The sequence below is a fragment of the Sphingomonas agri genome (assembly GCF_038148795.1).
GTDB lineage: Bacteria > Pseudomonadota > Alphaproteobacteria > Sphingomonadales > Sphingomonadaceae > Sphingomicrobium > Sphingomicrobium agri.
This window is the reverse complement of record NZ_JBAPEU010000001.1, coordinates 233091-258651: the sequence shown is the minus strand read 5'-3', so window position 1 is coordinate 258651 and position 25561 is coordinate 233091. Positions and strand designations below refer to the sequence as shown.

The window sequence follows — 25561 nt, the reverse complement described above, 5'->3', positions numbered from 1 at the left end:
AATGTCCTCCTGACGCGCTTAAAGCATGAGCATCAGGATTGTGCCGAACCCGCTATTCCGCTGCGACTGCAGTCTCTCCGAGCTCCTGACCCTGCTTCCTCTGGTCAAGGCGCCGGAAGGTCGCAAGCGCCTGTCCGACGATCTGGTCCATGTTGTAATAGCGGTAGGTCGCGAGGCGCCCGACGAAGGTGACGTCGTCCGTTGCATCAGCAAGCGCCTCATAGCGCTTGAAGAGCTCCTGGTTCTCGGGGCGCGGGATCGGATAGTAGGGATCGCCTTCGGCCGAGGGATATTCGTACGTCACCGTCGTAACGGGCGATTGCTGGCCCGTCAGGTGCTTGTATTCGCTGATCCGGGTGAACGGGACATCTTCCGACGGATAGTTGACCACCGCAACCGGCTGGAACTGCTCCTGCTCCAGCGTCTGGTGGTCAAACTTCAGCGACCGGTACGGCAGCCTGCCGAAACGGAAGTCGAAATATTCGTCGATCGGCCCCGTGTAGATGATGTGATCGGCAAGTCCGTCCGCCTCTTCCTTGAGATCACGAAAATCGGTGCCGAGCCGCTTGTCGATCAGCGGGTGGTCGAGCATCCGCTCGAACATCTTCGTGTAGCCCTCAAGCGGCATCGCCTGGAAGGTGTCTGCGAAATACCGGTCGTCGGTATTCGTCCGCGTTGGAATTCGCGACGTCACCTGCTTGTCGAGATCGCTGGGATCGAGGCCCCATTGCTTGCGTGTGTAGCCGCGGAAGAAGAGCTCGTAGAGTTCCCGGCCGACCGCATTGACCACGACGTCTTGCGAAGTCGTGATCTCGTCCACGGGTTCCGCGCGAGCCGCGAGATAAGCGGCGGCGTCCTCGTCGGTCTCGAGGTTGGCGTCGAACAGGAGGTTCAGCGTCGTACGGTTGATCGGGATCGGGACGAGCTGTCCGCGCACGTAAGCGCGCACGCGGTGCTCGTAGGGCCGCCAGCTCGTGAACTGCGAGAGGTAATCGACCACCTGCTCACTGTTCGTGTGGAAAATGTGCGGACCATATTTGTGGTAGAGAATTCCGGCTTCATTCGGCTCGTCGTAGGCGTTGCCGCCGACGTGGGGCCGCCTGTCGACCAGCAGGATCCGCGCTCCGTGCTGGCTTGCGAGCCGCTCGGCGAGGACGGACCCCGCAAAGCCGGCCCCGACGACCAGGTAATCGTAGCGACGCTTCGAGGCGCGGAAAGGCGCGTTCATTCTGCCGCCACCAGGATCGCGGCGTTGCTCCCGACGCGGGTCCCAAGAAGGTCGCGTATGAGGCCGGCCATCCGGGCCTGAGTCGTGTCCCAGCTGGTTGCCGACAGCATCAGGTCCGCCTCGCCGAGCCAGCCACCTTCGGGATTGCGCGAAAGCTCGAGCGCTTGCTCGCAGGCGGCGACGAACTCTTCGGGAGTGGCGGCAATTTTCACGCCTTCCAGCTGACCATAGTGGCGCACGACGTCCTTGATCGGGGTCGATACGACAGGCACACCGCCCGCAAGATATTCCGGCGTCTTCGTCGGCGAGATGAACTGCGTCGATTCATTCATCGCGAACGGCATGAGCGCCACGTCCCACCCGGACAGGTAGGCCGGCAGCTGGTCATAGGTCTTGCCGCCGAGATAATGGATGTTGTGCCGCTTGGGCAGGTCCTCGGAAGAGATCTTCACGACCGGACCGACCATCACGAAGGTCCAATCGGGACGCATCTGCGCGATCTTGTCGAGAAGGTCAGTATCGAACCTCTCGTCGATGACCCCGTAGAAGCCGAACCGCGGCTTGGGCAGGTCTTCCTGATCGGCGGGCTCGAACTGCCGGGAGCGTGCCTTGAGGAAATGGCAGCGGTCGACCGAGGATGGGAAGCAATGCACGTTGTCGTGCCGGTCCTTCTTCGCCTCGTACAGGCTGGATCCTCCGGTGAAGAGCACATCCGCACGGTCGATCAGTTCCTGTTCCAGATCGAGCAATTTGACCGGCGCGAACTTGAACTTGCTGAGTTCGTCCATCGCGTCGAAGACTGTCACGTCAGCCTCGATGTGCCGGGAGAAGGGCAACATCATCGGCGTATAATACCAGGAGATCAGCGCACCCCGGACCGACGCGATGTGCGCGTCGAGGAGACGCATCAGCGCGGCCTCGCGTGCGTCCTCAGGCATGCCCTGGGGAAGGTGCGGAACGGCGATGCGGACGTTCGACGCTTCAGGGGCCTCGCGAACCTGGAGATATGCCGTCTCGTTGGCTGCAATTTCCACAGGCTCTTCCCAGAAGACGACGTCCATCTCGCGCGCGAAGCGGCTCATGAGATGCTGCGGCCGCTGGAACACGAAATTCCACCGCAGGTGCGAAAAGCAAATCAAAGTTACAGGTTCTGGGTCCGGCGCCGAGGGCTCGGCTCGAGACTCAACTGGCACCCCGACGCGAGTCAGCATTTTGCGTTGTACCTCCGTGTTTTTGATAACGTAGGATGAACGGGTCGACGGGCATTGCGGTTCCGCAACGTTGATCGATGTTAATACGATTCAGGCCATGTTGCACTGCAGCAAGCGCCAGTCCGCCCGATTGACCCGATGAAAGACCCGTGGAAGGGGTAAAAGGCAGGGCAGCAGCCGCTGCTGCAAGGAGGAAAAGCGTTGGCAACGACGATCGAGGAGCTCGAAAAGAGACGCGAGCTGGCGCGACTCGGGGGGGGCGAAAAGCGTATTGCAGCGCAGCATTCGAAGGGCCGGCTGACAGCCCGGGAGCGGTTATCCGTGCTGCTCGATCCCGGCAGTTTCGAAGAATACGACATGTTCGTCGAGCATAATGCGGTCGATTTCGGAATGGATCAGCAGCAGGTTCCCGGGGACGGTGTCGTCACCGGTTCGGGCACGGTCAACGGCCGGCTGGTCTATGTCTTCGCACAGGATTTCACGGTGTTCGGCGGCTCTCTTTCCGAGCGCCATGCGCAGAAGATCTGCAAGGTCATGGACATGGCCATGAAGGTCGGAGCTCCCGTCATCGGTCTCAACGATTCCGGCGGCGCGCGCATCCAGGAGGGCGTCGCGAGCCTTGCCGGCTATGCCGAGGTGTTCCAGCGCAATGTCCTCGCCTCGGGGGTGATCCCGCAGGTGAGCCTGATCATGGGACCATGTGCGGGAGGCGCTGTCTATTCGCCCGCCATGACCGACTTCATTTTCATGGTGAAGGATTCGTCCTACATGTTCGTGACGGGCCCGGATGTCGTGAAGACGGTCACCAACGAAGTCGTGACCCAGGAAGAACTTGGCGGGGCCGTCACCCACACGACCAAGTCGGGCGTAGCCGACGTCGCGTTCGAGAACGACATCGATGCGCTGCTGGCGACCAGGGACTTTGTGGACTTCCTGCCTCTCTCGAACCGGCACGAGGTGCCCGAGCGCCCGTGCGAGGACCCGATCGACCGGCTCGATGACAGCCTCGATACGCTGATCCCGCCCAGCGCCGCCACGCCCTATGACATGCATGAGCTCATCCGGAAGGTCGCGGACGAGGGCGACTTCTTCGAACTTCAGCCGGCCCATGCCGCGAATATCATCGTCGGCTTCATCCGGATCGAGGGGCGCACCGTGGGCGTCGTCGCCAACCAGCCGATGGTGCTTGCCGGCGTCCTCGACATCAACAGCGCCAAGAAGGGTGCCCGCTTCGTCCGCTTTTGCGACGCCTTCGACATCCCGATCCTGACATTCGTCGATGTTCCGGGCTTCCTTCCCGGCGTCGGACAGGAGCACCACGGGATCATCAAGCACGGCGCCAAGCTCCTCTTCGCCTACGCCGAGGCGACGGTTCCCAAGATCACGGTCATCACGCGCAAGGCCTATGGCGGCGCTTACGACGTCATGGCCTCGAAGCATTTGCGCGGCGATCTCAACTATGCGTGGCCGACGGCCGAAATCGCCGTCATGGGCGCGAAAGGTGCGGTGGAAATTATCTTTCGCAAGGACATCGGCGATCCCGCCAAGATCGCCGAACGGACGCGGGAATATGAAGAGCGCTTTGCCAATCCCTTCGTTGCCGCGAGCAAGGGCTTCATCGACGAGGTGATCATGCCGCATTCCACCCGTCGGCGGGTCGCGATGGGACTGCGCAAGCTCAGGAACAAGGAACTGCAAAATCCGTGGAAGAAGCACGACAACATTCCGCTGTGATCGAGCACTGCCCCCGATGCTTCCGGCGGAATTCTCTTGCATGAGCCGCCATACGGCCACTGTCCGGTGGGCCCGCAGCCCTGGCGAAGATTTTTCGCGGGGCCGCTACAGCAGGGCCCACAGCTGGGCATTCGACGGCGGTGCGGTCGTTCGGGCAAGCGCCAGTCCCGACAATGTGCCGCCGGGAACAGCGGACGCAGCCGGGGTCGATCCAGAGGAAGCCTTCATCGCCGCCATCTCGTCCTGCCACATGCTTTTCTTCATCGACTATGCGCGCCGCGACGGCTTCGTGGTCGACAGCTACAGCGATGAAGCGACAGGGATTATGGAGAAGCGGCCGGACAATAAGATTGCAGTGACGAGTGTCACCCTGCGCCCGAATGTCGAGTGGGCCGAAGACCTTCGGCCCAGCGAGGCAGAGATCGCCCGTCTCCATCATCGCTCCCATGAAGATTGCTTCATTGCGAACTCTGTGAACACGAAAGTGACAGTCGAACCATGAAACTGGGCCGTCTCAACCATGTAGGCGTTGCAACGCCCTCGATCGAAAAGAGCCTTGAGGTCTATCGCTCCATGTTCGGCGCCGAGCCGCACGGCCTGCCGTTCGACCTGCCGGCGCAGGGTGTTCGCGTCTGCTTCGTCGACACGCCCAACAGCCAGATCGAGCTGATCGAACCCTTGGGCGAGGGCTCGCCCATCAGGAAGTTCCTCGAGAAGAACCCTCTGGGCGGGCAGCACCACGTCTGTTTCGAGGTTGCCGATATTCATGAGGCCAAGGCCGAATTCGAAGCCAAGGGCGCGAGAATTCTCGGGGAACCCCGGATCGGGGCTCACGGGACGCTTGTCTTTTTCATCCACCCCAAGGACATGGGCGGGGTGCTGACGGAAATCATGGAAACGCCCGGGCGCTAGCCGTGCAGGAGAGGCATTGAGAACGGCCGGCAACAGCGACGGATCGAGGAGCGACGAGAGCGCCCATCAGGCGGAAAAAGCGGCCCGACAGGTTGCCCCACTGCCGAGCCGCTCCGAGCGAGGCTTAACAATCCTTCAGCCGAACGAAGGGAGTCTCGACCTCGGCAATTTCGTTAAATGAAATTAATGATCGAGTCGAATCAGAGCGCTATTCCTCGCCCATCCTCAAGGCCGCGATGAAGGCTTCCTGCGGGATAGATACCGACCCGTATTCCCGCATTCTTTTCTTGCCTTCCTTCTGCTTTTCCAGAAGCTTGCGCTTGCGCGTCGCGTCCCCGCCGTAGCATTTGGCAGTGACGTCCTTGCGGAGTGCGGCAATCGTTTCCCGAGCAATGATCTTGCCGCCGATCGCCGCCTGGATCGGGATCTTGAAAAGGTGCCGCGGAATGAGGTCCTTGAGGCGTTCGCACATGCCGCGGCCGCGCGCGTCGGCATTGGCACGGTGGACGATCATCGAGAGCGCATCCACCGGTTCGCCATTGACGAGGATGCTCATTTTGACGAGGTCGCCCTCGCGGTGGCCGACCTGATGGTAGTCGAAGCTTGCATATCCACGACTGATCGACTTCAGCCGGTCATAGAAGTCGAACACGACCTCGTTGAGCGGAAGCTCGTATCGAAGCATCGCCCGGGCATGGCTGCCGGTGCCGACATAGGTCAGGTCCTTCTGGATGCCGCGCCGATCCTGGCAGAGCTTGAGCACCGCCCCCAGATAGGAGTCAGGGACGTAGATAGTCGCGTCGATCCAGGGTTCCTCGACCGCCTCGATGAGGCTGGCGTCGGGCCAGTCGGCGGGATTGTGGATGTCGCGGACCTCGCCGTCACGCAGCCGTACCTGGTAGACCACGCTTGGTGCCGTGGTGATGAGATCAAGGTCGTACTCGCGGGTGAGGCGCTCCTGGATGATCTCCAGGTGCAATAATCCAAGAAAGCCGCAGCGGAAGCCGAAGCCCAGGGCAGCGCTGGTTTCCATCTCGAAGCTGAAAGACGCATCATTGAGCCGCAGCTTGTAAAGGCTGTCCCGAAGCTTCTCGAAGTCGTTGGCGTCCACCGGGAAGAGTCCGCAGAAGACGACCGGCTGGACTTCCTTGAAGCCGGCAAGGGGTTCGGCCGCAGGCTTCTTCGCATCGGTGATCGTGTCACCGACGCGGGTCTCGGCAACTTCCTTGATCTGGGCAGTAATGAAGCCGATCTCCCCGGCCCCCAGCTCGCCAAGTTGCTCGATCTTGGGGCGAAACGCGCCGACGCGGTCGACGAGATGGGCAGTGCCGGCCTGCATGAACTTGATCTGCATGCCCTTCTTCAGACAGCCGTCGATGACCCGCACGAGAATGACGACGCCGAGATAGGGGTCGTACCAGCTGTCGACGAGCATGGCCTTGAGCGGAGCGGCCGCATCGCCCTTGGGAGGCGGGATCTTGGCGACGATGGCGTTGAGCACGTCCTCGATGCCGATGCCGGTCTTGGCACTGGCAAGGACGGCGTCCGATGCGTCGAGACCGATGATCTCCTCGATCTCCTGGCGGACTCCCTCGGGATCCGCAGCCGGCAGGTCGATCTTGTTGATGACCGGAATGATCTCGTGGTCATGCTCGATCGACTGGTAGACGTTTGCGAGCGTCTGCGCTTCGACCCCCTGTGCAGCATCGACGACGAGGAGCGCGCCCTCGCATGCCGCTAGACTGCGGGATACCTCGTAGGCGAAGTCGACGTGGCCGGGCGTATCCATGAGGTTCAGTTCATAGCCCTGCCATTCGAGCCGCACCGTCTGGGCCTTGATGGTGATCCCGCGCTCGCGTTCGATGTCCATGTTGTCGAGCACCTGGGAGGTCATTTCCCTCGCGCTCAGTCCCCCCGTCGCCTGGATCAGCCGGTCGGCAAGAGTGGATTTGCCGTGGTCGATATGGGCGATGATCGAGAAATTGCGGATCCGGTCGATTTTCTGCATTTGCGCGCGGCGCTAGCAGGGCCGCGTCACGCTGTCAGCAAGCGCAGAAATTCATCGGAACAGCTGCAGGCCGCGCCTTCCGACTCGGGTAAATCCCTGTTAAACGGCAAGCATCATTCGAAGGGGGCCTTTTCGATGACCAGGATTGTACTTTTGGCCGGCGCGGCGCTGGCATGCCTGTCGACTGCAGCGTTTGCGGATCCGAGCTCGGGACGCAAGGATCAGGAGCGGGGCGAGGCGCAAATCCCCGTCTGCACTCACCGCATCGGTACCCTCGCGATCGTCCCGCCGGACAAGGAATGGTGGCGCGAGCTCAACCTTGGCAGTCCCGAGGCCATCATCAAGGTGTTCGTGCAGCAATCGGGCTGCTTCAGCATGGTCAACCGGGATCGTGCGATGCAGAGCCGCGCAATGGAACGAGCGCTTGCCGACCAGGGCGAGCTCCAGCGCGGCAGCCGCATGGGTGCGGGCCAGGTCAAGGCCGCAGACTATTTCCTTCAGCCCGACATCGTCAGCACCAACAAGAATAGCGGCGGCGGCGGGGCCGGAGCAGCGATTGGTGGGCTGCTTGGCCACTTTGGCGGCTGGGGCGGAGCTGTCGGCGCACTCGCGGGCGGCATCAACGTCAAGAAGGGAGAGGCGAACGTCACCCTCTCGCTGGTGAATGCCCGCACGACCGAGGAAGAGGCTTTGACCGAAGGCTATGCCCGCAAGACTGATGTCAGCTGGGGTGCAGGCGGCGGCGCGGGCTGGTGGGGCGGCTTCGCGGCGGCCGGGGGCTACGGCTACCAGAATACCGAGATTGGCCAGGTCATCGTGCTGGCTTATCTTGATGCCTACAAGAAGCTCGTCACGCAGCTTGGCGGCGTCTCGGCGGCTGCGCCCGCCCGCTGAATTCAAGGCTTGTCGACCGATTGGCGCTCCTGCCACCGCAGGGGCGCCTTTCTTTCATGCGGGCTTGATCTCGATCACCGGCTCATGACGGATGGCGGGAGCGTCCGTCCCGCTGATGGTGATCGTGAACAGGACCAGGCCGGTCTCGTTGGCGACCTGCATGTTGAATTCGGCGGTCGCCCAGAAGCTGTCTGCAGCATCGCACAGGAGGTGACCGGCATAGCGAGCCGCCTCGCACTTCGCCTGGGCGATTGATGGAAGTTCGAGGCCCAGATTGTCCGGGCTACCTTCGACGTGGAAAAAGAATCTGGGCACGGTGAGTCGGGTGGACGACATTTAGCCCGACACTTCGCCGCAAGCCAGCGGCTGCAGAAATAATCCTGATCGAGGAGCCGGACGGTCGGTCGCCGCAGCGCCGAAGCTAGAGACCGAGTGCGGCCAGTACCCGGCGCGTCAATGCCGCGCAGTCCGCACCCGCGAAGGGAAACGTGCCGCTCAGCGCGTTGCCGAGCTCCGGGGCCAGGATCTCCTGCATCCGTCGTCTCGCCCGGAACAGCCGGGTTTTCACCGTCGCTTCCGGGGTCCCCAGGACCTGTGCGGTCTCCTCGACGCTGAGGCCTTCGATGTCGCGCAGGACGAACACGGTCCGGAAATTGTCGGGGAGAGCCGCGACGGCCTTCTCCAATAGCCCCCTGATCTCCTGGCGGGCGACGGCGACGTCCGGGGCCTCGGCCTGTGATCCGCGCATCAGCGTGTCGCGATAGGTATCCATCACCGCGATGCCCTTTTCTTCCAGCTGCCGGCGGCGACGCTCATCGGAACGGCGTCGGCCGAGCGCCTCGTTGATCACGATCCGCGTGAGCCAGGTCGAGAGGGCTGAGCGGCCTTCGAATGATCCCATCGCCGCAAAGGCCTGAAGATAGGCCGACTGGACCGCTTCCTCCGCCTCCGACCGGTTCTTGAGAATGCTCCAGGCGGTTCGAAAGAGACGCTGATTGTTGGCTGCAACAACATGGCTGATCGCATCGCGTTCGCGCGCCACGCAGCGGCGCGCGAGCTCGGCATCGCCAAGAGCGGCATAATCGGGCGAAGTGTGGACGTGGACGCTCATTTCCTCACCTGATCACAAGAGTCCCCCGCATGCCGGGATGATAGCGGCACAGGAACGCAAACGTTCCGCTTTTCGTCAGTAGCATCTTCTTGCTGACACCCGCCGGCAGGTCGACGTCGAAGGCGTGGTTCGACGCCGTAGCACTGTGCCGGAGGAAGTCGTGGTTCGCCCAGACGAGCGTGTCGCCCTTGTGCAGCTGGGTTGGGACCGGGCCAAAGTTCATCTTTTCGATGACGATGGTGTAGGTCTTGGGCGTGGCTGCTGCAGCGGAAGCGGCGAATAGCAGGACGCCGCCACACAGGGCGGCGAGCGCCGGGTGTGGCGGGTGCACCTTCATTTCATTGCTTTCGCGACCTGTTCGGCGTGTGCCTGGTGCTCGCGGAACAAGGTCAGGCCGGTTTCGAGGAGCGACTTGAGCTCGGCGTTCTTGGCCGAGGGAATTAGGGTACCCTCGAGGGCCTGGTTGACCGTCTTGTGGTAGGCGACCTCATTATTGATATACTCGCGATCGAAGGCGCGGCCCTTGAGTTTTGCAAGCTTGGCGCTTTCGGCCGCAGCGGCCTTTGTGAGGCCCTGGCTGGTCGGATTGTCCAGCGGCGTCACGTGCAATTTCTTCACGAGCGCAAGCGCCTTGGTGTTCACGGCCTGGTGGTCACGGACCATTTCCTTGGCGAAATCGCGCACCTTCCTGTCGTGGGCCCTCGCAAGCGCCTGCTTGCCGGCGGCTATGTCGATGCTGCCCGCCGTATAGGCAATATGGGCGATCTGCGGGTCGGTCGGGGCAGCGGCCCCAGCCGAGGCAGGCGCGACCAGCGCGGCTGCGGAGAGCATTGCAATCGTCAGTTTCATCGGCTTTCCCCTCGGGGTTCAAGGCGCCCAAGGATGGGTGCCTGGCCGATTGGATGCCGCGAGCTTGGGCAAGGTTCCCGCGGGTGCAAAAAGGCCGGCGCGGTTGCGCGCCGGCCTCCCATCAGTCCTTTGCCTTGAGATCAGCGCCAGCGAATGCGGTATCCGTAGGATGAATAGGCATAGGGATTGTAGCTATAGGCGTAGGGTGAATAGGCGTACGAGGGATAGGCATATCCATAGGAAGGATAGCTGTAGCCATATGCCCGGTAGGCGTAGCCCGGATAACTATAGGCCCGGTAACCGTAGCTAGCGTAACGGTAGGGCGAATAGCTGTAGGAATAGCTGTAATAGCGATGGTGGTGCCGGTGATGACGGGCCGCCGCCGGAGACGCCATGAGCGTTGCCGCACCCGCGGCAAGGATGATCAGGGTTTTCGACATGGTTTGAACCTCCTGCGCGGACGAACGGGAAAGTCCGCGCCTTCGAGCGCGCAACGCGTGCGCGCTGCATCTCGTTCACGAGGATGCGGCGAACTGCGCTTCCGCGCAGGCGGGGCGCGAAGTCAGCGAAAGATCGAGAGTTTGAGTGTCTCGCTCGGTCCGAACCACACGACGTGCCTCGTGTGATCGGCAAGATCATCGCCGGTGTTGGCATGGGCAAAGATCGTCAAATCGCCCCGATTGAGCGACGCCCACGTCGCAAACCTGCCAAACTCCTCAGAGGACAGCGTCAACTGGCAGCTTCCGCGGGGATGCGGGCCGACAGGCCGCTCGTGGAAGCTGCCGACTGCAGCTCCAAACGCCGCTCGGGCGCGTTCCGCGACGCCTCGTGCGAGTTCATCCTCGCCCCGGTCGAAATAGATGTGGGCATGAAAGTTCCGAACGGTCATGGCGCTATTGGCTCATAGAAACATGGGGTGACGCCATAAAAGAAAGGGGCGGTTCCGCAATGCGGAGCCGCCCCAATCGAAGTTCGTCTTGCGTGTTACGCGACTTGCGCGAGCACCGGCCGACGACGGCGGCGCATGGCAAGGCCGATCCCGCCGAAGCCAAGCAGCATTAGCGCCCAGGTGCCTGGCTCAGGAACTGCCTGGATGTAACCACTGATATCCTGCCTCAGAACCGTATCGCCCTGGAGCGGGCTGCCGCTGAAGGAGACGTTGTTCACATGGAGGGTGAACGGCCCAGACGGGGAAGTGACGCTCACATTGGGATTGTTGAAGCTGATTTGGACTCCGCCCGTGCCAAAGGACGTCAGCGAGCCCATGAGGTTCGCCATGAACGTTCCCGTGCCGGAACCCGCGGGCTGAGTGAAGGTCACCAGCAGGTTGAAAAGATCTCCGGTGTAGCTGTGTGCGCTCGGCGCGAGAGTGATCGTGCCGAAATTGTTGGTTGGACCGCCGATTGCGGCGAACCCTGACGCGTCAGTGTTCTGTGCGAAGGTCGCGGCGCCACCTGTATAGGTGAGTCCATTGTCGGTCGCTGTGGATCCAGCGACACAGGTGCCGGGTCCCGGCACCACGAAACAGCCTTGCGATCCTCCGACGAAGGACGTGGCATTTGCAACGGAGGTCGTGGCTAGTGCCGCCCCCCCCAGAGCCATAATTATTAGTCTACGCATGACGACCTCCGATTAAATTCGATCTGCCGCCGCTTAACGGGTCGTTAACCTTTGGGTTCCGCAATTACCCGCCATTTAATCTTACTAAGCAATTTCCCCCACGAGGCGTCTGAAGACATCTGACGCGATAAGAAAAGGGCGGCCCGGAGTGGATCCGGACCGCCCTAATTTTAAAGCCCGTCGGGTCTTACGCGACTTGCGCGAGCACCGGCCGGCGGCGGCGGCGCATGGCAAGGCCAATCCCGCCGAAGCCAAGCAGCATTAGCGCCCAGGTGCCGGGCTCAGGAACTGCCTGGACGTAACCACTGATATCCTGCCTCAGAACCGTATCGCCCAGGAGCGGGCTGCCGCTGAAGGAGACGTTGTTCACATGGAGGGTGAACGGCCCAGACGGGGAAGTGACGCTCACATCGGGATTGTTGAAGGTGATTTGGACCCCGCCCGTGCCAAAGGACGTCAGCGAGCCCAGGAGGTTCGCCATGAACGTTCCCGTGCCGGAACCCGCGGGCTGAGTGAAAGTCACCAGCAGGTTGAAAAGATCTCCGGTGTAGCTGTGTGCGCTCGGCGCGAGAGTGATCGTGCCGAAATTGTTGGTTGGACCGCCGATTGCGGCGAACCCTGACGCGTCAGTGTTCTGTGAAAAGGTCGCGGTGCCACCTGTATAGGTGAGTCCATTGTCCGTCGCTGTGGATCCAGCGACGCAGGTGCCGGGTCCCGGCACCACGAAACAGCCCTGCGATCCTCCGACGAAGGACGTTGCGTTCGCTGCTGAAGCAGCGGCCATTGCCGCGCCCGCAACCAATGAAAGAACTATCTTACGCATAAAGCGACCTCCCTTACGCTGCCCCCGAATCGGTGAGGCTGTTAACTGCGCGTTAAAACATAAACGTTCCGGGTTGTTAATTGTTTTTTTGCTTGCGGGTTTGCGTCACCCACTGATGAACCAGCACATTTCCCTCGGAAACTGAGGATATTAGAGAAGAAATGTCCCAAACCGAGACAAGTCGTTAACCGCGACCGTAAAACCCGTTCCTGGAATCGAAGGTGAAGGTCAGGGTTTCTGAAGGCCCTGTGGTCGGTCGCTGTTCGATGGATCCAGGCGCCGAAAGACCGGTCTCGCACGACCGACGCCGTTGCGTTGCCATGCGCCCCCGCTAAGGTCGCGTGCGCTCGCCACGTAAAAATCGCCGGAGAATTCAGACTGATGCGCATGACCCGCAGCCTTGTCCTGCTCGCATCTGCGACGATGCTCGCCTCGCCCGCCCTCGCTGCATCGGCGCAGCCCGTTCCCCTGCCCCAGCTGGTCAGTCAGGTTTCGATCCCGCACACGACCTTTCGCCTCAAGAATGGTCTTACGGTCATCGTCCACGAGGACCACAAGGCGCCCGTTGCGGCAGTGACCGTCTGGTACAATGTCGGATCAAAGGACGAGCCGCGGGGCAAGACGGGCTTTGCGCATCTCTTCGAGCATCTGATGTTCAATGGCAGCGAGAACCTGCCGGGCGACTATTTCACCTATCTGCAGCAGGTCGGGGCGACCGACTACAACGGCACCACCGCGCAGGACCGCACCAATTATTTCGAGACGGTACCGGCAGGTGCGGTCGAACGCGCAATTTTCATGGAAAGCGACCGCATGGGTCACCTGCTTGGCGCGGTGACGCAAGGCGTGCTCGATAACCAGCGCGGGGTGGTGCAGAACGAGAAGCGGCAGGGCGACAGCCGTCCCGGCGGGCTGGTTCAATATGCGCTGTTCGAGAACCTGTTCCCGGGCAGCCATCCCTATCACCACACGGTGATCGGTTCGATGGCCGATCTCGACGCGGCGAGACTTGGCGACGTCAAGCAATGGTTCCGGGACAAATACGGTCCCAACAACGCGGTTCTGGTCGTCGCTGGCGACGTGAAGCCCGCTGAGGTTCGGCGCCTCGCACAGAAATATTTCGGACCGATCCCGGCAGGGCCGGTCAATCATCCGGCGATGGCGAGCGTGCCCTCACTTCCGCGACCCAAATCGATCGCGATGCAGGACCATGTCGCGACGGTCCAGCTCCAACGTTACTGGGCCGTCCCCGGCGTTCTCGATCGTCAGCTCGCGGCCCTGGACATCGGCGGCTCGATCCTGGGCGGCCTTGCAAGTTCGCGTCTCGACAAGATCCTGGTGCGCGATGAGCAGCTTGCCGTTGCCGTTGTCGCGCAAATGACCCCGCTCGAGCGCGCAGGCATCTTCAACGTAACGGCCTATGTGAAGCCAGGGGTGGATCCCGCCAGGGTTTCAAATCGGCTCGACGAGATCCTTGCCGATTATATTGCGAAGGGGCCAACCGCGGACGAGGTCCAGCGTGCTGTGATGAGCGAGGTATCCAACCGCATCAGGGGCCTCGAACAGGTCGGCGGGTTCGGCGGCAAGGGTCAGACGCTCGCCGAAGGCGCGACCTACGCCCATGACAGCGATTTCTACAAAAGGACGCTCACTGCCTATGCATCTATCACTCCCGCTGCGGTTCGCGCGGCGATGCAGCATTGGCTGACGCGGCCGGCCCTCAAGATCACGCTCTCGCCCGGGGATCGGCCGAACTATCAGGAAGCAAAATCGGTCGAGCCGCCGAAGCCAGGCGCGGACAAGAGCAAGGGTGCGCTCAAGGGCGAGCGCGAGGTGCCGCCCGTGGGCCAGCTCGCCGCTCTCGATTTCCCCACCATTACCCATACGAAGCTCTCGAACGGCCTCCCCGTCGACTACGTCCAGCGCCAAGGGGTCCCGATCACACAGGTCGCTCTGGCGTTCGACGCGGGGAGCGCGACCGACCCCGCCGATGGGCGCGGGCTTGCGGCGATGACCATGGACCTTCTCGATGAAGGCACCTCGACCCTGAGCTCGCAGGAAGTCGCGGAAACCGAGGAGCGGCTCGGCGCAGACGTTAACAGCTCAAACGGCTCCGATCGTTCCTACGTCACGCTCAACGCCCTTTCGCCCAACCTAGCGCCCTCGCTCGACCTCATGACCGCGGTAGTAAAGGATGCGGCATTCCGCCCCGCAGATGTCGAGCGGATCCGGACGCAGTTGCTGACCGCGATTGCGCAGACGCAAAAGGATCCGACCCGGGTCGCCCGAAGGCTGCTGCCGGTGGTCCTCTACGGACCGGCCCATCCCTACGGCGCACCAGCCGGCGGCGATCCCAAAGCGATTGCGAAATTCTCGCGGGCCGACATGCTTGCCTTCGAAAAGCGCTGGCTGAGGCCGGATAATGCCAAGCTCTTCATCGTGTCCGATCGCCCGCTCGCCGAACTCCAGCCGTTGATCGAGGCGCATTTCGGTAATTGGACAGCGCCCGCAGGCCCGAAGGGCACCAAGGCGTTCCCGTCATTGCCCCCGCGCCCCGGGTCCCCGCGCATGCTTCTCGTCAACCGGCCCGGTGCACCGCAATCGAGCATCGTCGGCGGCGAGCTGCTTCCGCTCGACCCAAGGGGCGATATCATCCCGTTCGACGCTGCGAACGATGCGCTTGGCGGCGACTTCCTTGCGCGCCTCAACATGGATCTGCGCGAGGACAAGGGCTGGTCCTACGGAGTGAGCGGCGATGAAAGCCTCATGCTTCACGCGGTTCCCTATGTCGTTTCCGCACCGGTGCAGGCCGACCGGACGGGGGAGTCGCTCGTCGAACTCAACCGCCAGATCACCGAGTTCGTGACGACGAAGGGCGTCACCCAGGAGGAGCGCGACCGCGTGGTCACCAAGAACATCAACCAGCTGCCGGGCGAATTCGAGACTTCTGGCGCCGTCCTTGGAGCCATGATGAACAACGACATGCTCGGTCGGCCCGACAATTATTACGAGACGCTTGCGCCCGAATACCGGGCGCAGACCACCGCCAGCCTTGATCGGGCGGCGCGCGCGGCGCTGGATCCGAAAGCCTTCACCTGGATCGTGGTGGGTGATGCAGCCAAGGTCCGGCCGCAGCTCGAGAGGCTAGGAATGCCGATCGAGGTGGTCGAGGCGCCATAGGCTCTTCGACTGTGGGAACTGCAGCGACACGTCGCTATTGACGATTCATGTCGACTGAACGCCAGCAGGCGGTCGCCGAGTTCAAACGCATCATGGCCTGGATCGCGGTGATCGCGGTCCTGATGGTCGCCGCCGCACTCATTTACCTCTATTCCACCGGGTCGCTTGATGCGAACACGATCATCGCAACGACGCTTGGGGTGTTCTTCTCCGTGCTTCTGGGCTGCGGGCTCTTCGCCGCAGCCTTCTTCAGCAGCAAGAGCGGCCATGACCAGAACGTCAGCGACGTAACCAAGTCGGAGCGCGGGAAGAAGTAGCGCGAGCCAGGTATGGGCGGCGCGCCTCCGCCCCTCGCCGACTTACCGAGGCCCGGTCATGCGCGGCTGACCCGCGTCACGTGCCCCATCTTTCTTCCCGGCCGCGCGTCGTCCTTGCCGTAAATGTGAACATGGGCTCCGCGCTCTTTCATGAGCTCGGGCCAGCGCCCGACTTCCTCACCGATCAGGTTTTCCATGAGGGCGCCGCCCCGGGTGAGGCCGGTAATTCCCGGAGGAAGGCCGCAGATGGCCCGGATATGCTGTTCAAACTGGGAAGTGACTGCACCCTCGATCGTCCAGTGGCCGCTGTTGTGGACCCGGGGAGCGATCTCGTTGACGAGCGGTCCGTCCACGCTCGCGAAGAACTCGACGGTGAGTACGCCGACGTGGCCAAGCGCCTCGGCGATGCGAAGGGATGCCTCGCGCGCCGGTGGCACCTGCAGGCTCACTGCCTCGCTGCAGGGGACACTCGAGCGGCGAAGGATGCCTTCGCCATGTTCGTTCTGCGGCGAATCCCAGAAACAATGACGCCCGTCTTCCCAGCGGGCGAGGATTACCGAAAATTCCGCGAGAAAATCGACCGCCGCCTCGGCGACCGCGGGCTCCTCGCCGATCGCTTTCCAAGCTGCCGCTTCCTCTTCCTTGGAGTGAACCCACGCCTGCCCCTTGCCGTCGTAACCGTAGCGGCGAGTCTTGAGGACGAGGGGCAAGCCGACCTCGAGGACCGAGGCAGTCACGTCGGCAAAAGTCGAAATTTCTTGCCAGCGCGCCACGCGCGCGCCCGCTCGCTCGATGAACCTCTTTTCGGCTGCCCGGTCCTGCGCGATCGCAAGGGATCGGGTGCCGGGCTTCAGCTTGTCGCCAAGAACACTGAGTGCTTCGACCGGCAGGTTCTCAAATTCGTACGTCGCGACCTGGACGTCCTCGCCGAAGCGCCGCAAGGCCTCGACGTCATCGAAGGCGGCGCGCGTTACGTAGGCAGCGACGTCTGCCGCGCACGGGCATTCGTGCGGGTCGAAGATGTGGCACTTGTAGCCGAGCTGGGCCGCCGCAATTGCGAGCATCCGGCCAAGCTGGCCGCCGCCGATGATTCCGATGGTCGAGCCCGGCGCAATCATTCCGGAGCTTCGGCCACCGATCCGCTCTGGGCCTCGCGCCAGGATTCGAGCCGTTTCGAAAGGGCCTCGTCGCTGATCGCGAGCATCGCCGCCGCCAGCAATGCGGCATTGATTGCCCCGGCCTTGCCGATCGCCAGCGTTCCGACAGGAACTCCGGCTGGCATCTGGACGATCGAGAGCAGGCTATCCATGCCCTTCAGCGCCTGTGTCTCGATCGGCACGCCGAGTACCGGAAGGGACGTCATCGACGCCGTCATCCCGGGAAGATGCGCAGCGCCTCCGGCGCCGGCAATGACGAGCTTCAAGCCCCGCTCCTTCGCCGAATGGGCATAATCATAAAGCCGTCTTGGCGTCCGGTGGGCGGACACGATCTTCCGCTCGTGCGGAACGCCCAGCTGGTCAAGCGTGTCGGCGGCGTGGCGCATCGTCTCCCAGTCGGAACTGCTGCCCATGATGATGCCGACCTGCGGCTCCGTCATTGTCCCGCCTTGAACCAGTTGTAGGATGCGGCTCGTTTAGGGGTGCGATTCTGGCTACGCAATCGGAGCTTTCGCGAGGCGAGTCGCGTTAGGAGTCGAATGTGGCGATGGTCCTGCGTTTTCAGACGTTTCGAATCGCGCTATGGTGGCGTTACAGACAAGAGCAAAGGCTCAGGGGCAATGTCTGACCAAGTGACCGACGTTGTAGACGTCGAGGATAGAAAGCGTCTGATCGAAGAGATCAGTTCGTTGAGAGGCAAGGTCGCGCGCCTGCAGGAGCGCGTCGAGCAGCTCGACCAGCTCGCGCATCAGGATTCTCTCATCAACCTGCCGAATCGGCGCGGCTTCATGCGCGAGCTCGAGCGGCTGATCGCGCGAGTCGATCGTTACGGAGTGAACGGGGCGATGTTGTTCGTCGATCTCGACGGCCTCAAGATGATCAACGACACGTTCGGTCATCGCGCCGGCGACGAAGCCCTGATTCAGGTCGCAGTGCTCCTCTCGAAGGGGGTTCGCCACAGCGACGTCGTTGCGCGGATCGGCGGCGACGAGTTCGGTATCCTCCTTGAGAATTCCGATGAAAACGCCGCGCAAGAGACGGCAGCGCGGTTGATCGAGCAGATCTCGGCCTGTGAGTTCCTCCACGACGGCGAGGCATTGCCGCTGAGCGTCGCAATCGGCGTCGGCATGATCGATGCGCTCGACACTGCCGAGGCGGTCATGGAACGGGCCGACGAGGCAATGTACCGGCGAAAGGCGGCCGCCTAAATTCAGTCCTCTTCGAGATAATATCGGCGGATAACCGAAAGGTCATCTGTGAGGTCGTAGACGATCGGCTTGCCAGTCGGAATTTCGAGACCGACGATTTCGTCATCCCCGATACCGGACAGATATTTGATAATTCCTCGGAGGCTGTTGCCGTGCGCGGCGACAAGGACGCGCTTTCCGGATGAAAGCGCCGGCGCAATTTCCGCCTCATAATAAGGCACTGCCCTTGCGATCGTGTCCTTGAGGCTCTCCGTCCGCGGGACCTCGATGCCTGCATAGCGCCGGTCCTGACTGACATCGTAGCGGCTGCCCGCTTCCAGAGGCGGCGGCGCAATGTCGAAGGAGCGCCGCCATATCTTGACCTGCTCGGCTCCGACCTTGTCTATCATTTCCTGCTTGTTGAGGCCGGTGAGCCCCCCATAGTGGCGTTCGTTGAGGCGCCAGTCCTTGCTCACGGGCAGCCACAGGCGGTCCATCTCGTGGAGAACGAGGTGGAGCGTCCTAATCGCGCGGGTGAGGACGCTCGTGAAGCAGCAATCGAAGTCGAAGGCTTTTTCGCGCAGGAGCGATCCTGCAAGGCGAGCTTCCTCGACGCCCGCGGGAGAGAGATCCACGTCCCACCAGCCCGTAAAGCGGTTCTCGAGGTTCCACTGCGACTGGCCGTGCCGCAGCAGCACTAAGGTCGGCATCAGGCCGGCTCGGTCTGCTTGGCGGTGCGGTTCGCGTCCGTCTTGGCCTTCTTGAGCTCTGGAAGAACCGCGTGGACGGCGTCGAGGCAAGCCGAGGCGAGATATTTCGAACGCTGCGGCGACCAGCCGTAGACTTCGTCGGGAAGGTCGAAATTGTCCTTGAAGGGCATTTCGAGTGTCATCGACACGCAACCGTAGCGTTCGGCAAGCTGCGTCGTCGACATCGACATGTTCGCCTTGCCGGGAGCTGGGATCTCATAACCCTTGCTGCGCTGGAAATCGGGCGAAAGCCTTTCAAGCGTTTCGCTGAAGACGCCGAACAGGTCGAGCTGCGCCTTGGTGACCGAGGGAATCCCCTCGAAGCCTGCAAGAAAGTTCGCCGGAATGGCCTCGTCGCCGTGGACGTCCATGGCAAAGTCGACGCCGGTTTCGTCCATCGCGTTGCGCACGCAAAGCACTTCGGGACTCTTTTCGGCAGTCGGTGCGTGCCACTCCCGGTTGAGATTGACGCCCACGGCATTGGTGCGCAGGTGCCCGCGGCGCGAGCCGTCCGGATTCATGTTCGGGACGACACGGAACGTGCATTCCTTGCGCAGCACGCGCGCAACCGGGTCATCATCGTCGGTCAGCTTCTCGAGCGCGCCCTCCATCCACCATTCGGCCATGCTTTCGCCGGGGTGCTGGCGGGCATAGAGCCAGACGCTGAGCGGCCCCGCGCCGATCGTCAGGCAGTCGATGTCCTGTCCATCGAGACTCTTTCCGAGCGAGCGGTAGTCGACGCCCGCAATCGTTGCCGTCTGGGTCACGAGGTCGTGGTGGCGTTCCATCGAATAGGGCGCGAAATATGCAATCCAGACCACGTCCTGCGGCGGCGTCAGCTTCATCGTCAGGACCCCGTTCGAATAGCTCGTGTCCTGGATCCGTACCCACTCCTCGCGGTCGAGGCTCATCACTCCTTTGTAGTCCGGCCACCCGTGCGGATATGCGGAACCCGCGCAATTGGTGATCCTGAGCGTCAGCTCGCGTCCGCCGCCGCCCGCAACGCGGAAATAGAACCACTGATAGAAGTCGCTCATGTGGTCCTTGACGATCTCCAGATCGGCGCTGTCGCCATCCTGTTTGAGGACTCGGATATTGCCCGCGTCGAACGCGCTCGAAATCGTGACTGCCATGGATATTTCTCGAAAGAGGTGGAATTCGGCGCGCTGATAGTGCGGACCTCAGGATCAGGCAAACCGGCTTGCTCCGCCACGATGAGTTTGACCTTGTCCTGACCCGCTCTTAGGCGTCTCGGGCCGCCCCGCGTCCGCGAGGTGCAGCCTTCCGGGAGAAAGCCGCGCGATGAAGCCTCGCTCTGCTGCCGTTGTTGCCATCCTTCTATGTTCGTCAGCGCCGGTGTTCGGCCAGGTCGAACACAATATCCCGACCAAGCCCTACACTGTGGACGAGACATATCTTTCCGGTCTCAAGTGGCGGAACATCGGGCCGAACCGCGGCGGTCGCTCGATTGCGGTCGCGGGCAGTGCCTCGCGGCCGCTTGAATATTATTTCGGCGCGACGGGCGGGGGACTGTGGAAAACCACCGATGGCGGCGTCAGCTGGAAGCCGACGACAGACAAGGACGTCGATAATTCGGCGGTCGGCGGCGTTGCCGTCTGCGAGGCCAACCCGGACATCGTCTATTTCACGACCGGAGAGACCGAGCTGCGCGGCAACATCATGCCCGGGAACGGCGTCTACAAATCGTCCGATGGGGGGAAGACGTGGCGAAGCGTCGGCCTGAAGCAGGTACAGAATTTCTCGCGTGTCAGGATCGATCCCACGAACTGCAACACGATCTTCGTCGGGGGCTTCGGACACTATGGGACGGCGACGCCCGAGCGCGGCGTGTACAAGAGCACCGACGGGGGCTCGACCTGGCGCAAGGTGCTCTACCGCGATCCGCGAACAGGTGCCGTCGACCTTTCGATCGACCCCAGGAATCCCAAAATCATCTACGCAGCGCTCTGGGAAGCCTGGCGCAGGCCCTGGGGCATGAGCTCGGGCGGACCGGGAAGCGGCCTGTTCAAGAGCATCGATGGCGGCGAACACTGGACCGAGCTGACCCGCAACCCTGGCATGCCCGCGGGTCTAGACGGGAAGATCGGCGTCAGCGTTTCGCCCGTGGACGACAGCCGCGTCTACGCGATCGTCGAGAACCGCGATGGCGGCGTGTTCGTCTCTGACGATGGCGGCGCAACCTGGCGGCGGACGAACGAGAGCCGCGATCTGAGACAGCGCGCCTTCTACTATAGCCGCATCACCGCCGACCCCAAGCTCAAGGACCGGGTGTACGTCACCAACGTCCAGTTCTTCCGGTCGGATGACGGGGGCAAGACGTTCAAGACGAAGATTAAGGTGCCGCACGGCGACAACCACGACCTCTGGATCGCGTCGAACAACAACCAGCGGATGATCGAGGCGAACGACGGCGGGGCAAGCGTCAGCACCAACGGCGGCCAGACCTGGACCAAGGAGGAATATCCGACCGCCCAGATCTATCGAGTGACGATCACGGGCCATTTTCCCTACCTCGTGTGCGGGGCGCAGCAGGACAATTCGACGATCTGCGTGCCGAGCAAGGATTGGAAGCACATGAATGTGCTCGGCGGCCAGTACGGCTTCTCGGTCGGAGGCGGCGAAAGCGGCTATATCGCCAACGACCCGTCGAACCCCAACATCTATTATGCGGGGAGCTACGGCGGCGAACTCGATCGGTTCGATTATTCCAACGGGCAGGAACGCGCGGTCAATATCCTGCCCGACAATCCGATGGGTCATTCGGCCTCGGACATCCCGGAGCGGTTCCAGTGGACCTATCCGATCGTCTTCGATCCCCAGGACAAGGGCACTCTTTATGCGAGCTCCCAGCACGTCTGGCGAAGCACCAACGGGGGTCAGTCGTGGGAGAAGATCAGCCCGGATCTGACGCGCAACGACCCGGCGACGCTCGGCCCATCGGGCGGGCCGATCACGCTCGATCAGACGGGCGTCGAGACCTATGGTACGGTCTTCGCGCTGACACCCTCGCGCCTCGAGAAGGACGTGATCTGGACAGGCTCAGACGATGGTCTGGTGCACGTGACCCGGGACAATGGCCGTACCTGGCAGAACGTCACGCCAAGGACCTTTCCCAAATATCTCAAGATCACGACGATCGAAGATTCGCCGAGCCGCCCGGGGACCGCATTCCTTGCCGGGCACATGTTCCTCCTCGACGACATGCGGCCCTATCTCTTCAAGACCACGGACTATGGGAAGCACTGGCGACCGATCACGCACGGGATTCCTGCCGACGAAATCGTTCGCAGCGTTCGCGAGGATCCGGCGCGGCCCGGCCTCCTCTATCTCGGGACGGAGCGCGGAGTCTGGGTGAGCTTCGACGACGGGCTCAGCTGGCAGAAGCTGCAGCGCAACCTCCCGGTAACGCAGGTCGCTGACCTCGCTGTCACGGATCACGACCTCGTGATCGGAACGCACGGGCGATCCTTCTGGATACTCGACAATATCGACGTTCTTCGACAGCTCGATGCCGCGCGCGGAAACAAGGCGGTTCGCCTGTTCCGGCCTGCTCCCGCCACCCGGGGCACCGATCCTGGCCTAATGATCGATTATTATCTGCCAAAGACCCCGGCCAAGCTCACGATCGACATTCTCGATCCCTCGGGCAAGGTCGTGCGGAGCTTCGAAGGCGCCGCCGAGAAGCCGAAGAAAGAGGGCGAAGAGGGTGGGGACGAAGAGGATTTCGGACCCAAGCCCGTGCCCAAGCCAAGCATCAAGCCCGGCCTCAATCGCTATACATGGGACATGCACTATCCGGGTTTCACCGAGTTCAAGGGCATGATCTTCTGGGCCGGCCGCAACCGCGGACCGCTCGCTTTGCCCGGGCAGTATCAGGTTCGGCTGACCGCCGATGGGCAGACGCAGGTGCAGTCGGCCGAGATCCGGCTGGATCCCAGGGTCACCGGTGTCAGCCAGGCGGATCTCCAGAAGCGCTTCGATCTTGCGCGCGCCATCGACGCGAAGGTCGGGCAGGCGAATGATGCAGTGCTGTTGATCCGCGGGGTCCGCGCTCAGATCGACGGCGATCTGAGGAAGGTCAGCGATCCCCAGATCAGAAGGTCGGGCGATGATCTCGAGCAGCGCCTCTCGGCGATCGAGGCAAGCATCTACCAGACCCGTAACCGCAGCTCCCAGGACCCACTCAACTATCCGATCATGCTCAACAACAAGCTCGCTGCTCTAGCGGGCGTGGTCGAGGACGGCGAGGCTGCCCCGACCGAGCAGGATTATGCGGTTTTCAGCGAACTCTCGCAGCGGCTCGACCGCCAACTGCAGGCGCTCGATAAGCTTCTCGGTACGGAGCTTGCGCCGCTGAACGCGAAACTTGCCGCTGCGCACCTTCCTCCGATCGAGCGAAAGCCCGAGCCGGCGGTCGAGCAAGGGACTGCGACCGCTGACGACAGTGAGGATGAAGACGATGGTGAATAAGCTTCCGGTCCTTGTCACCGGCGGCGCCGGTTACATCGGCAGCCACGCCATGCTTGCACTCAAGGACGCGGGCTGGAGCGTGTCGGTGATCGACGACCTTTCGAACGGCGCCCGGCGGGCAGTGCCGGACGACGTGCCGTTCTACGAGGGGAATATTGCCGATCACTCGCTGGTGCGGCGCATCTTCGAGGAGCAGGGCATCCGGGCGATCATGCATTTCGCCGGCTCCATCGTCGTCCCGGAATCGGTTGAGCACCCCCTCAAATATTATGGCAACAACACGGTCGCGACCCATGCACTGATCAGCGCCGCGCTCGACGCAGGCCTCGAGCACATCCTCTTTTCCTCGACGGCGGCCGTCTATGGGGCGCCCGAAAAAGTGCCGGTAGCGGAAGATGATCCGAAGGAACCGATCAATCCCTACGGCGCCTCCAAGCTGATGACCGAGCGGATGCTTGCCGACGCCTCGGCTGCCTATCCGTTCAACTACGGTGCCCTGCGATATTTCAACGTTGCAGGCGCCGACCCGCAAGGCCGGACGGGGCAGCAGGGCAAGGGATCCACGCACCTCATCAAGGTCGCGGTCGAGACTGCAGTCGGAAAACGGGACCATGTCGCCGTGTACGGAACCGATTATCCTACTCCCGACGGGACATGCATTCGCGACTATATTCACGTTTCCGACCTTGCGGCTGCTCACGTGGCGGCACTCGAATGGCTGATCGCAAACCCTCGGGACAATCTCGTGATGAACTGCGGCTATGGCCGCGGCCTCTCCGTTCTCGAGGTGCTCGATGCCGTGGACCGGGCGACGGGAACGCCGATCAGGCGGGTCATGGAAGGACGCCGGGCCGGGGATCCGCCGATGCTGGTCTCGGCGAATGCGCGAATCCTCGAGACGCTCGATTGGCGACCCACCTATGATGATATCGACAGGATCGTGGGCGACGCGCTCGGGTGGGAGAAAATGCTCGGGGAGCGCGAGAACGCGGCCGGCTAGCCCTGGCGGACAAGTGTGGACGCCGGCTTTCCAAGGTGATCCGCAAGCGCCTTGACGCAGCTTCGATATAGGGCGCGGTGACTGGCCATCGCACTGAAATTGACATTTTCGCGGATGGGATATCCCGAGGCACGCAGCTGCTCGGCGGCCTGCTTCAACTCCGGCTCGTTTCCGTCCGCTTTTTCTGGCTTCAGGTGAACGACGTCGGCAAGTTCCCGCGCCATGTCGCTGCCTTCCTCGCGCAGGAGCACCGCGGCGCCGCGCAATGTCTCGTCCTCGATGCACTGCTCGCAAAGGAGCGCGAGATCGAGCATCGCGCCCAGCGCTGCAGGCCATCCGGTTCCCGTCGCAACCGACTGGAAATAGATGAGCGAGGGATGGTTGGAGTGGCTCTGCCGCACCGTCGCGCACCAGTCGCGTGCTCCGCGCAGGATTTCCACCAGCTCGCTTCGATTGCCGATTGCAGCGAAACGCTGAAGGAGAGTGAGGGCCGAGGGTGGTTGGCCTGCCGCTGTGTTGAGCTTGATGATCCCAATGTCGCGCTTGGAGACGCTTCCCTGAACTTCGAGCAGGTAGGTAACTGCCATGGTCATGACGGCAAGGCCGCAGAAGCCGGCCGAAAGAACGAGCCAGCGGCCGAAACCCAGCGCATTTTCGTCGCTGACGCCGATCGTGACCAGCGAGCTTCCGACCATGTAAACGGCGTCAGGAATGCTCTTCAGCACCGGCTGGAAATGATATCGCGCGGCATAGGCCATCAGTCCGAAGCCGAATGCGAGCAGCGTGATCCAGATCATGAACGAGAGGACGAGCACCATCGGGGCAAATGATCCCGAAAGCCCGTGCCGCCTGCCGCGCACCGCTTTCCAGAGCGGAAGGAGAATGATGACGAGCCGCCTTGCGACCTTCAGCGATGCCCGGCTTCCGCCAGGGACGACGACGGTCTCGAAGACGTCGAGAAGCGTCATCGAGGCGAGTATGGCGCCGGCCGCGCCGTAGACGATGTCCCAGGCCATGGCGCCACCAACGCCGATACTCGCAGTCGGGTGCATGAGGCGGACGCTGCCTTGACTTGGCGGGCAGCTCTCTC

The 25561-nt window shown here is 62.4% G+C and carries 24 protein-coding genes and 1 pseudogene; 9 read left to right on the top strand and 16 right to left on the bottom strand.

Features of this window, described 5'->3' with window-relative positions; all coding sequences use genetic code 11:
- Nucleotides 1-52 precede the first annotated feature (52 nt).
- Together glf and V8192_RS01310 are read right to left on the bottom strand one after the other, a co-directional pair.
- Nucleotides 53-1228 carry a UDP-galactopyranose mutase gene (gene glf / locus V8192_RS01315; protein WP_341631258.1) on the bottom strand — a complete coding sequence of 392 codons (1176 nt, stop codon included), beginning with the start codon at nt 1226-1228 and terminating at the stop codon, nt 53-55.
- Nucleotides 1225-2334 carry a glycosyltransferase gene (locus V8192_RS01310; RefSeq protein WP_341631257.1) on the bottom strand — a complete coding sequence of 370 codons (1110 nt, stop codon included), beginning with the start codon at nt 2332-2334 and terminating at the stop codon, nt 1225-1227. The genes glf and V8192_RS01310 overlap by 4 nt, the downstream gene beginning before the upstream one ends.
- A gap of 306 nt (nt 2335-2640) precedes the next feature.
- Here V8192_RS01310 and V8192_RS01305 point away from each other — a divergent pair, with 306 nt between their 5' ends.
- From V8192_RS01305 to mce, 3 genes are read left to right on the top strand one after another with little or no spacing between them, the layout of a single operon-like run.
- The gene (locus V8192_RS01305; RefSeq protein WP_341631256.1) at nt 2641-4173 is read left to right on the top strand and encodes an acyl-CoA carboxylase subunit beta; all 1533 of its coding nucleotides are present in this window, start codon (nt 2641-2643) and stop codon (nt 4171-4173) included.
- A gap of 40 nt (nt 4174-4213) precedes the next feature.
- Entirely contained in the window at nt 4214-4675 is a 462-nt protein-coding gene (locus tag V8192_RS01300; RefSeq protein ID WP_341631255.1) for an OsmC family protein, read from the top strand.
- The gene (gene mce / locus V8192_RS01295; RefSeq protein WP_341631254.1) at nt 4672-5085 is read left to right on the top strand and encodes a methylmalonyl-CoA epimerase; all 414 of its coding nucleotides are present in this window, start codon (nt 4672-4674) and stop codon (nt 5083-5085) included. Before V8192_RS01300 ends, mce begins: the two co-directional genes overlap by 4 nt.
- Before the next feature lie 208 nt (nt 5086-5293).
- On the opposite strand, the gene lepA is transcribed toward mce, so the two are convergent.
- Nucleotides 5294-7093 carry a translation elongation factor 4 gene (gene lepA / locus V8192_RS01290; RefSeq protein WP_341631253.1) on the bottom strand — a complete coding sequence of 600 codons (1800 nt, stop codon included), beginning with the start codon at nt 7091-7093 and terminating at the stop codon, nt 5294-5296.
- Nucleotides 7094-7228: 135 nt separating this feature from the next.
- Here lepA and V8192_RS01285 point away from each other — a divergent pair, with 135 nt between their 5' ends.
- Nucleotides 7229-7987, top strand: a complete 759-nt coding sequence (locus tag V8192_RS01285; protein WP_341631252.1) for a CsgG/HfaB family protein — start codon at nt 7229-7231, stop codon at nt 7985-7987.
- A gap of 54 nt (nt 7988-8041) precedes the next feature.
- On the opposite strand, the gene V8192_RS01280 is transcribed toward V8192_RS01285, so the two are convergent.
- The 8 genes and pseudogenes from V8192_RS01280 to V8192_RS01245 form a co-directional block, all read right to left on the bottom strand.
- Nucleotides 8042-8323 carry a DUF6894 family protein gene (locus V8192_RS01280; RefSeq protein ID WP_341631251.1) on the bottom strand — a complete coding sequence of 94 codons (282 nt, stop codon included), beginning with the start codon at nt 8321-8323 and terminating at the stop codon, nt 8042-8044.
- Nucleotides 8324-8408: 85 nt separating this feature from the next.
- A complete protein-coding gene (locus tag V8192_RS01275) occupies nt 8409-9098 on the bottom strand; it encodes an RNA polymerase sigma factor (protein ID WP_341631250.1) in 690 nt (229 codons plus the stop codon).
- Between the two features lie 4 nt (nt 9099-9102).
- Nucleotides 9103-9429 (bottom strand): cupredoxin domain-containing protein, encoded by a 327-nt coding sequence (locus V8192_RS01270; protein ID WP_341631249.1) that lies wholly within the window; start codon nt 9427-9429, stop codon nt 9103-9105.
- Between the two features lie 2 nt (nt 9430-9431).
- On the bottom strand, nt 9432-9947 hold the full coding sequence (locus tag V8192_RS01265; RefSeq protein ID WP_341631248.1) for a DUF4142 domain-containing protein: 516 nt from the start codon (nt 9945-9947) through the stop codon (nt 9432-9434).
- Nucleotides 9948-10087: 140 nt separating this feature from the next.
- Nucleotides 10088-10387, bottom strand: coding sequence for a hypothetical protein (locus V8192_RS01260; protein WP_341631247.1), 300 nt, complete (start codon nt 10385-10387; stop codon nt 10088-10090).
- Nucleotides 10388-10509: 122 nt separating this feature from the next.
- Nucleotides 10510-10836 carry a DOPA 4,5-dioxygenase family protein gene (locus tag V8192_RS01255; RefSeq protein WP_341631246.1) on the bottom strand — a complete coding sequence of 109 codons (327 nt, stop codon included), beginning with the start codon at nt 10834-10836 and terminating at the stop codon, nt 10510-10512.
- Between the two features lie 95 nt (nt 10837-10931).
- A pseudogene (locus V8192_RS14605) lies at nt 10932-11039 on the bottom strand (PEPxxWA-CTERM sorting domain-containing protein); the annotation flags it as partial.
- A gap of 715 nt (nt 11040-11754) precedes the next feature.
- A complete protein-coding gene (locus V8192_RS01245; RefSeq protein ID WP_341631244.1) occupies nt 11755-12390 on the bottom strand; it encodes a PEPxxWA-CTERM sorting domain-containing protein in 636 nt (211 codons plus the stop codon).
- 381 nt (nt 12391-12771) lie between these two features.
- On the opposite strand from V8192_RS01245, the gene V8192_RS01240 reads away from it, so the two are divergent.
- Nucleotides 12772-15570 carry a M16 family metallopeptidase gene (locus V8192_RS01240; protein ID WP_341631243.1) on the top strand — a complete coding sequence of 933 codons (2799 nt, stop codon included), beginning with the start codon at nt 12772-12774 and terminating at the stop codon, nt 15568-15570.
- A 47-nt stretch (nt 15571-15617) separates the two neighbouring features.
- On the top strand, nt 15618-15887 hold the full coding sequence (locus V8192_RS01235; RefSeq protein ID WP_341631242.1) for a hypothetical protein: 270 nt from the start codon (nt 15618-15620) through the stop codon (nt 15885-15887).
- Nucleotides 15888-15943: 56 nt separating this feature from the next.
- Here the strand turns inward: V8192_RS01235 and V8192_RS01230 are convergent, their stop codons facing one another.
- Together V8192_RS01230 and purE are read right to left on the bottom strand one after the other, a co-directional pair.
- Nucleotides 15944-17005: a 5-(carboxyamino)imidazole ribonucleotide synthase gene (locus tag V8192_RS01230; protein WP_341631241.1), complete on the bottom strand. Its 1062-nt coding sequence runs from the start codon at nt 17003-17005 to the stop codon at nt 15944-15946.
- Entirely contained in the window at nt 17002-17484 is a 483-nt protein-coding gene (gene purE, locus V8192_RS01225; protein ID WP_341631240.1) for a 5-(carboxyamino)imidazole ribonucleotide mutase, read from the bottom strand. Before purE ends, V8192_RS01230 begins: the two co-directional genes overlap by 4 nt.
- Before the next feature lie 180 nt (nt 17485-17664).
- On the opposite strand from purE, the gene V8192_RS01220 reads away from it, so the two are divergent.
- Nucleotides 17665-18252 (top strand): GGDEF domain-containing protein, encoded by a 588-nt coding sequence (locus tag V8192_RS01220; RefSeq protein WP_341631239.1) that lies wholly within the window; start codon nt 17665-17667, stop codon nt 18250-18252.
- Nucleotides 18253-18254: 2 nt separating this feature from the next.
- Here the strand turns inward: V8192_RS01220 and gpmA are convergent, their stop codons facing one another.
- Both gpmA and V8192_RS01210 read right to left on the bottom strand, forming a co-directional pair.
- Nucleotides 18255-18941, bottom strand: coding sequence for a 2,3-diphosphoglycerate-dependent phosphoglycerate mutase (gpmA, locus tag V8192_RS01215; protein WP_341631238.1), 687 nt, complete (start codon nt 18939-18941; stop codon nt 18255-18257).
- Nucleotides 18941-20113 carry a M14 family metallopeptidase gene (locus V8192_RS01210; protein ID WP_341631237.1) on the bottom strand — a complete coding sequence of 391 codons (1173 nt, stop codon included), beginning with the start codon at nt 20111-20113 and terminating at the stop codon, nt 18941-18943. Before V8192_RS01210 ends, gpmA begins: the two co-directional genes overlap by 1 nt.
- 169 nt (nt 20114-20282) lie before the next feature.
- Here V8192_RS01210 and V8192_RS01205 point away from each other — a divergent pair, with 169 nt between their 5' ends.
- Complete coding sequence (locus tag V8192_RS01205) at nt 20283-23471, top strand: VPS10 domain-containing protein (RefSeq protein ID WP_341631236.1); 3189 nt, start codon at nt 20283-20285, stop codon at nt 23469-23471.
- Entirely contained in the window at nt 23461-24471 is a 1011-nt protein-coding gene (galE, locus tag V8192_RS01200) for a UDP-glucose 4-epimerase GalE (protein WP_341631235.1), read from the top strand. The genes V8192_RS01205 and galE overlap by 11 nt, the downstream gene beginning before the upstream one ends.
- Here galE and V8192_RS01195 read toward each other — a convergent pair.
- Nucleotides 24468-25523: a hypothetical protein gene (locus V8192_RS01195; RefSeq protein WP_341631234.1), complete on the bottom strand. Its 1056-nt coding sequence runs from the start codon at nt 25521-25523 to the stop codon at nt 24468-24470. The genes galE and V8192_RS01195 overlap by 4 nt on opposite strands.
- Nucleotides 25524-25561 lie beyond the last annotated feature (38 nt).

Bases quoted from the DNA above. Each gene is read 5' to 3' on its own strand.
- glf (WP_341631258.1), bottom strand. From the start codon at position 1,228: ATGAACGCGCCTTTCCGCGCCTCGAAGCGTCGCTACGATTACCTGGTC.
- V8192_RS01300 (WP_341631255.1), top strand. From the start codon at position 4,214: ATGAGCCGCCATACGGCCACTGTCCGGTGGGCCCGCAGCCCTGGCGAA.
- mce (WP_341631254.1), top strand. From the start codon at position 4,672: ATGAAACTGGGCCGTCTCAACCATGTAGGCGTTGCAACGCCCTCGATC.
- lepA (WP_341631253.1), bottom strand. From the start codon at position 7,093: ATGCAGAAAATCGACCGGATCCGCAATTTCTCGATCATCGCCCATATC.
- V8192_RS01285 (WP_341631252.1), top strand. From the start codon at position 7,229: ATGACCAGGATTGTACTTTTGGCCGGCGCGGCGCTGGCATGCCTGTCG.
- V8192_RS01280 (WP_341631251.1), bottom strand. From the start codon at position 8,323: ATGTCGTCCACCCGACTCACCGTGCCCAGATTCTTTTTCCACGTCGAA.
- V8192_RS01275 (WP_341631250.1), bottom strand. From the start codon at position 9,098: ATGAGCGTCCACGTCCACACTTCGCCCGATTATGCCGCTCTTGGCGAT.
- V8192_RS01265 (WP_341631248.1), bottom strand. From the start codon at position 9,947: ATGAAACTGACGATTGCAATGCTCTCCGCAGCCGCGCTGGTCGCGCCT.
- V8192_RS01260 (WP_341631247.1), bottom strand. From the start codon at position 10,387: ATGTCGAAAACCCTGATCATCCTTGCCGCGGGTGCGGCAACGCTCATG.
- V8192_RS01255 (WP_341631246.1), bottom strand. From the start codon at position 10,836: ATGACCGTTCGGAACTTTCATGCCCACATCTATTTCGACCGGGGCGAG.
- V8192_RS01245 (WP_341631244.1), bottom strand. From the start codon at position 12,390: ATGCGTAAGATAGTTCTTTCATTGGTTGCGGGCGCGGCAATGGCCGCT.
- V8192_RS01240 (WP_341631243.1), top strand. From the start codon at position 12,772: ATGCGCATGACCCGCAGCCTTGTCCTGCTCGCATCTGCGACGATGCTC.
- V8192_RS01235 (WP_341631242.1), top strand. From the start codon at position 15,618: ATGTCGACTGAACGCCAGCAGGCGGTCGCCGAGTTCAAACGCATCATG.
- V8192_RS01230 (WP_341631241.1), bottom strand. From the start codon at position 17,005: ATGATTGCGCCGGGCTCGACCATCGGAATCATCGGCGGCGGCCAGCTT.
- purE (WP_341631240.1), bottom strand. From the start codon at position 17,484: ATGACGGAGCCGCAGGTCGGCATCATCATGGGCAGCAGTTCCGACTGG.
- V8192_RS01220 (WP_341631239.1), top strand. From the start codon at position 17,665: ATGTCTGACCAAGTGACCGACGTTGTAGACGTCGAGGATAGAAAGCGT.
- gpmA (WP_341631238.1), bottom strand. From the start codon at position 18,941: ATGCCGACCTTAGTGCTGCTGCGGCACGGCCAGTCGCAGTGGAACCTC.
- V8192_RS01210 (WP_341631237.1), bottom strand. From the start codon at position 20,113: ATGGCAGTCACGATTTCGAGCGCGTTCGACGCGGGCAATATCCGAGTC.
- V8192_RS01205 (WP_341631236.1), top strand. From the start codon at position 20,283: ATGAAGCCTCGCTCTGCTGCCGTTGTTGCCATCCTTCTATGTTCGTCA.
- galE (WP_341631235.1), top strand. From the start codon at position 23,461: ATGGTGAATAAGCTTCCGGTCCTTGTCACCGGCGGCGCCGGTTACATC.
- V8192_RS01195 (WP_341631234.1), bottom strand. From the start codon at position 25,523: ATGCACCCGACTGCGAGTATCGGCGTTGGTGGCGCCATGGCCTGGGAC.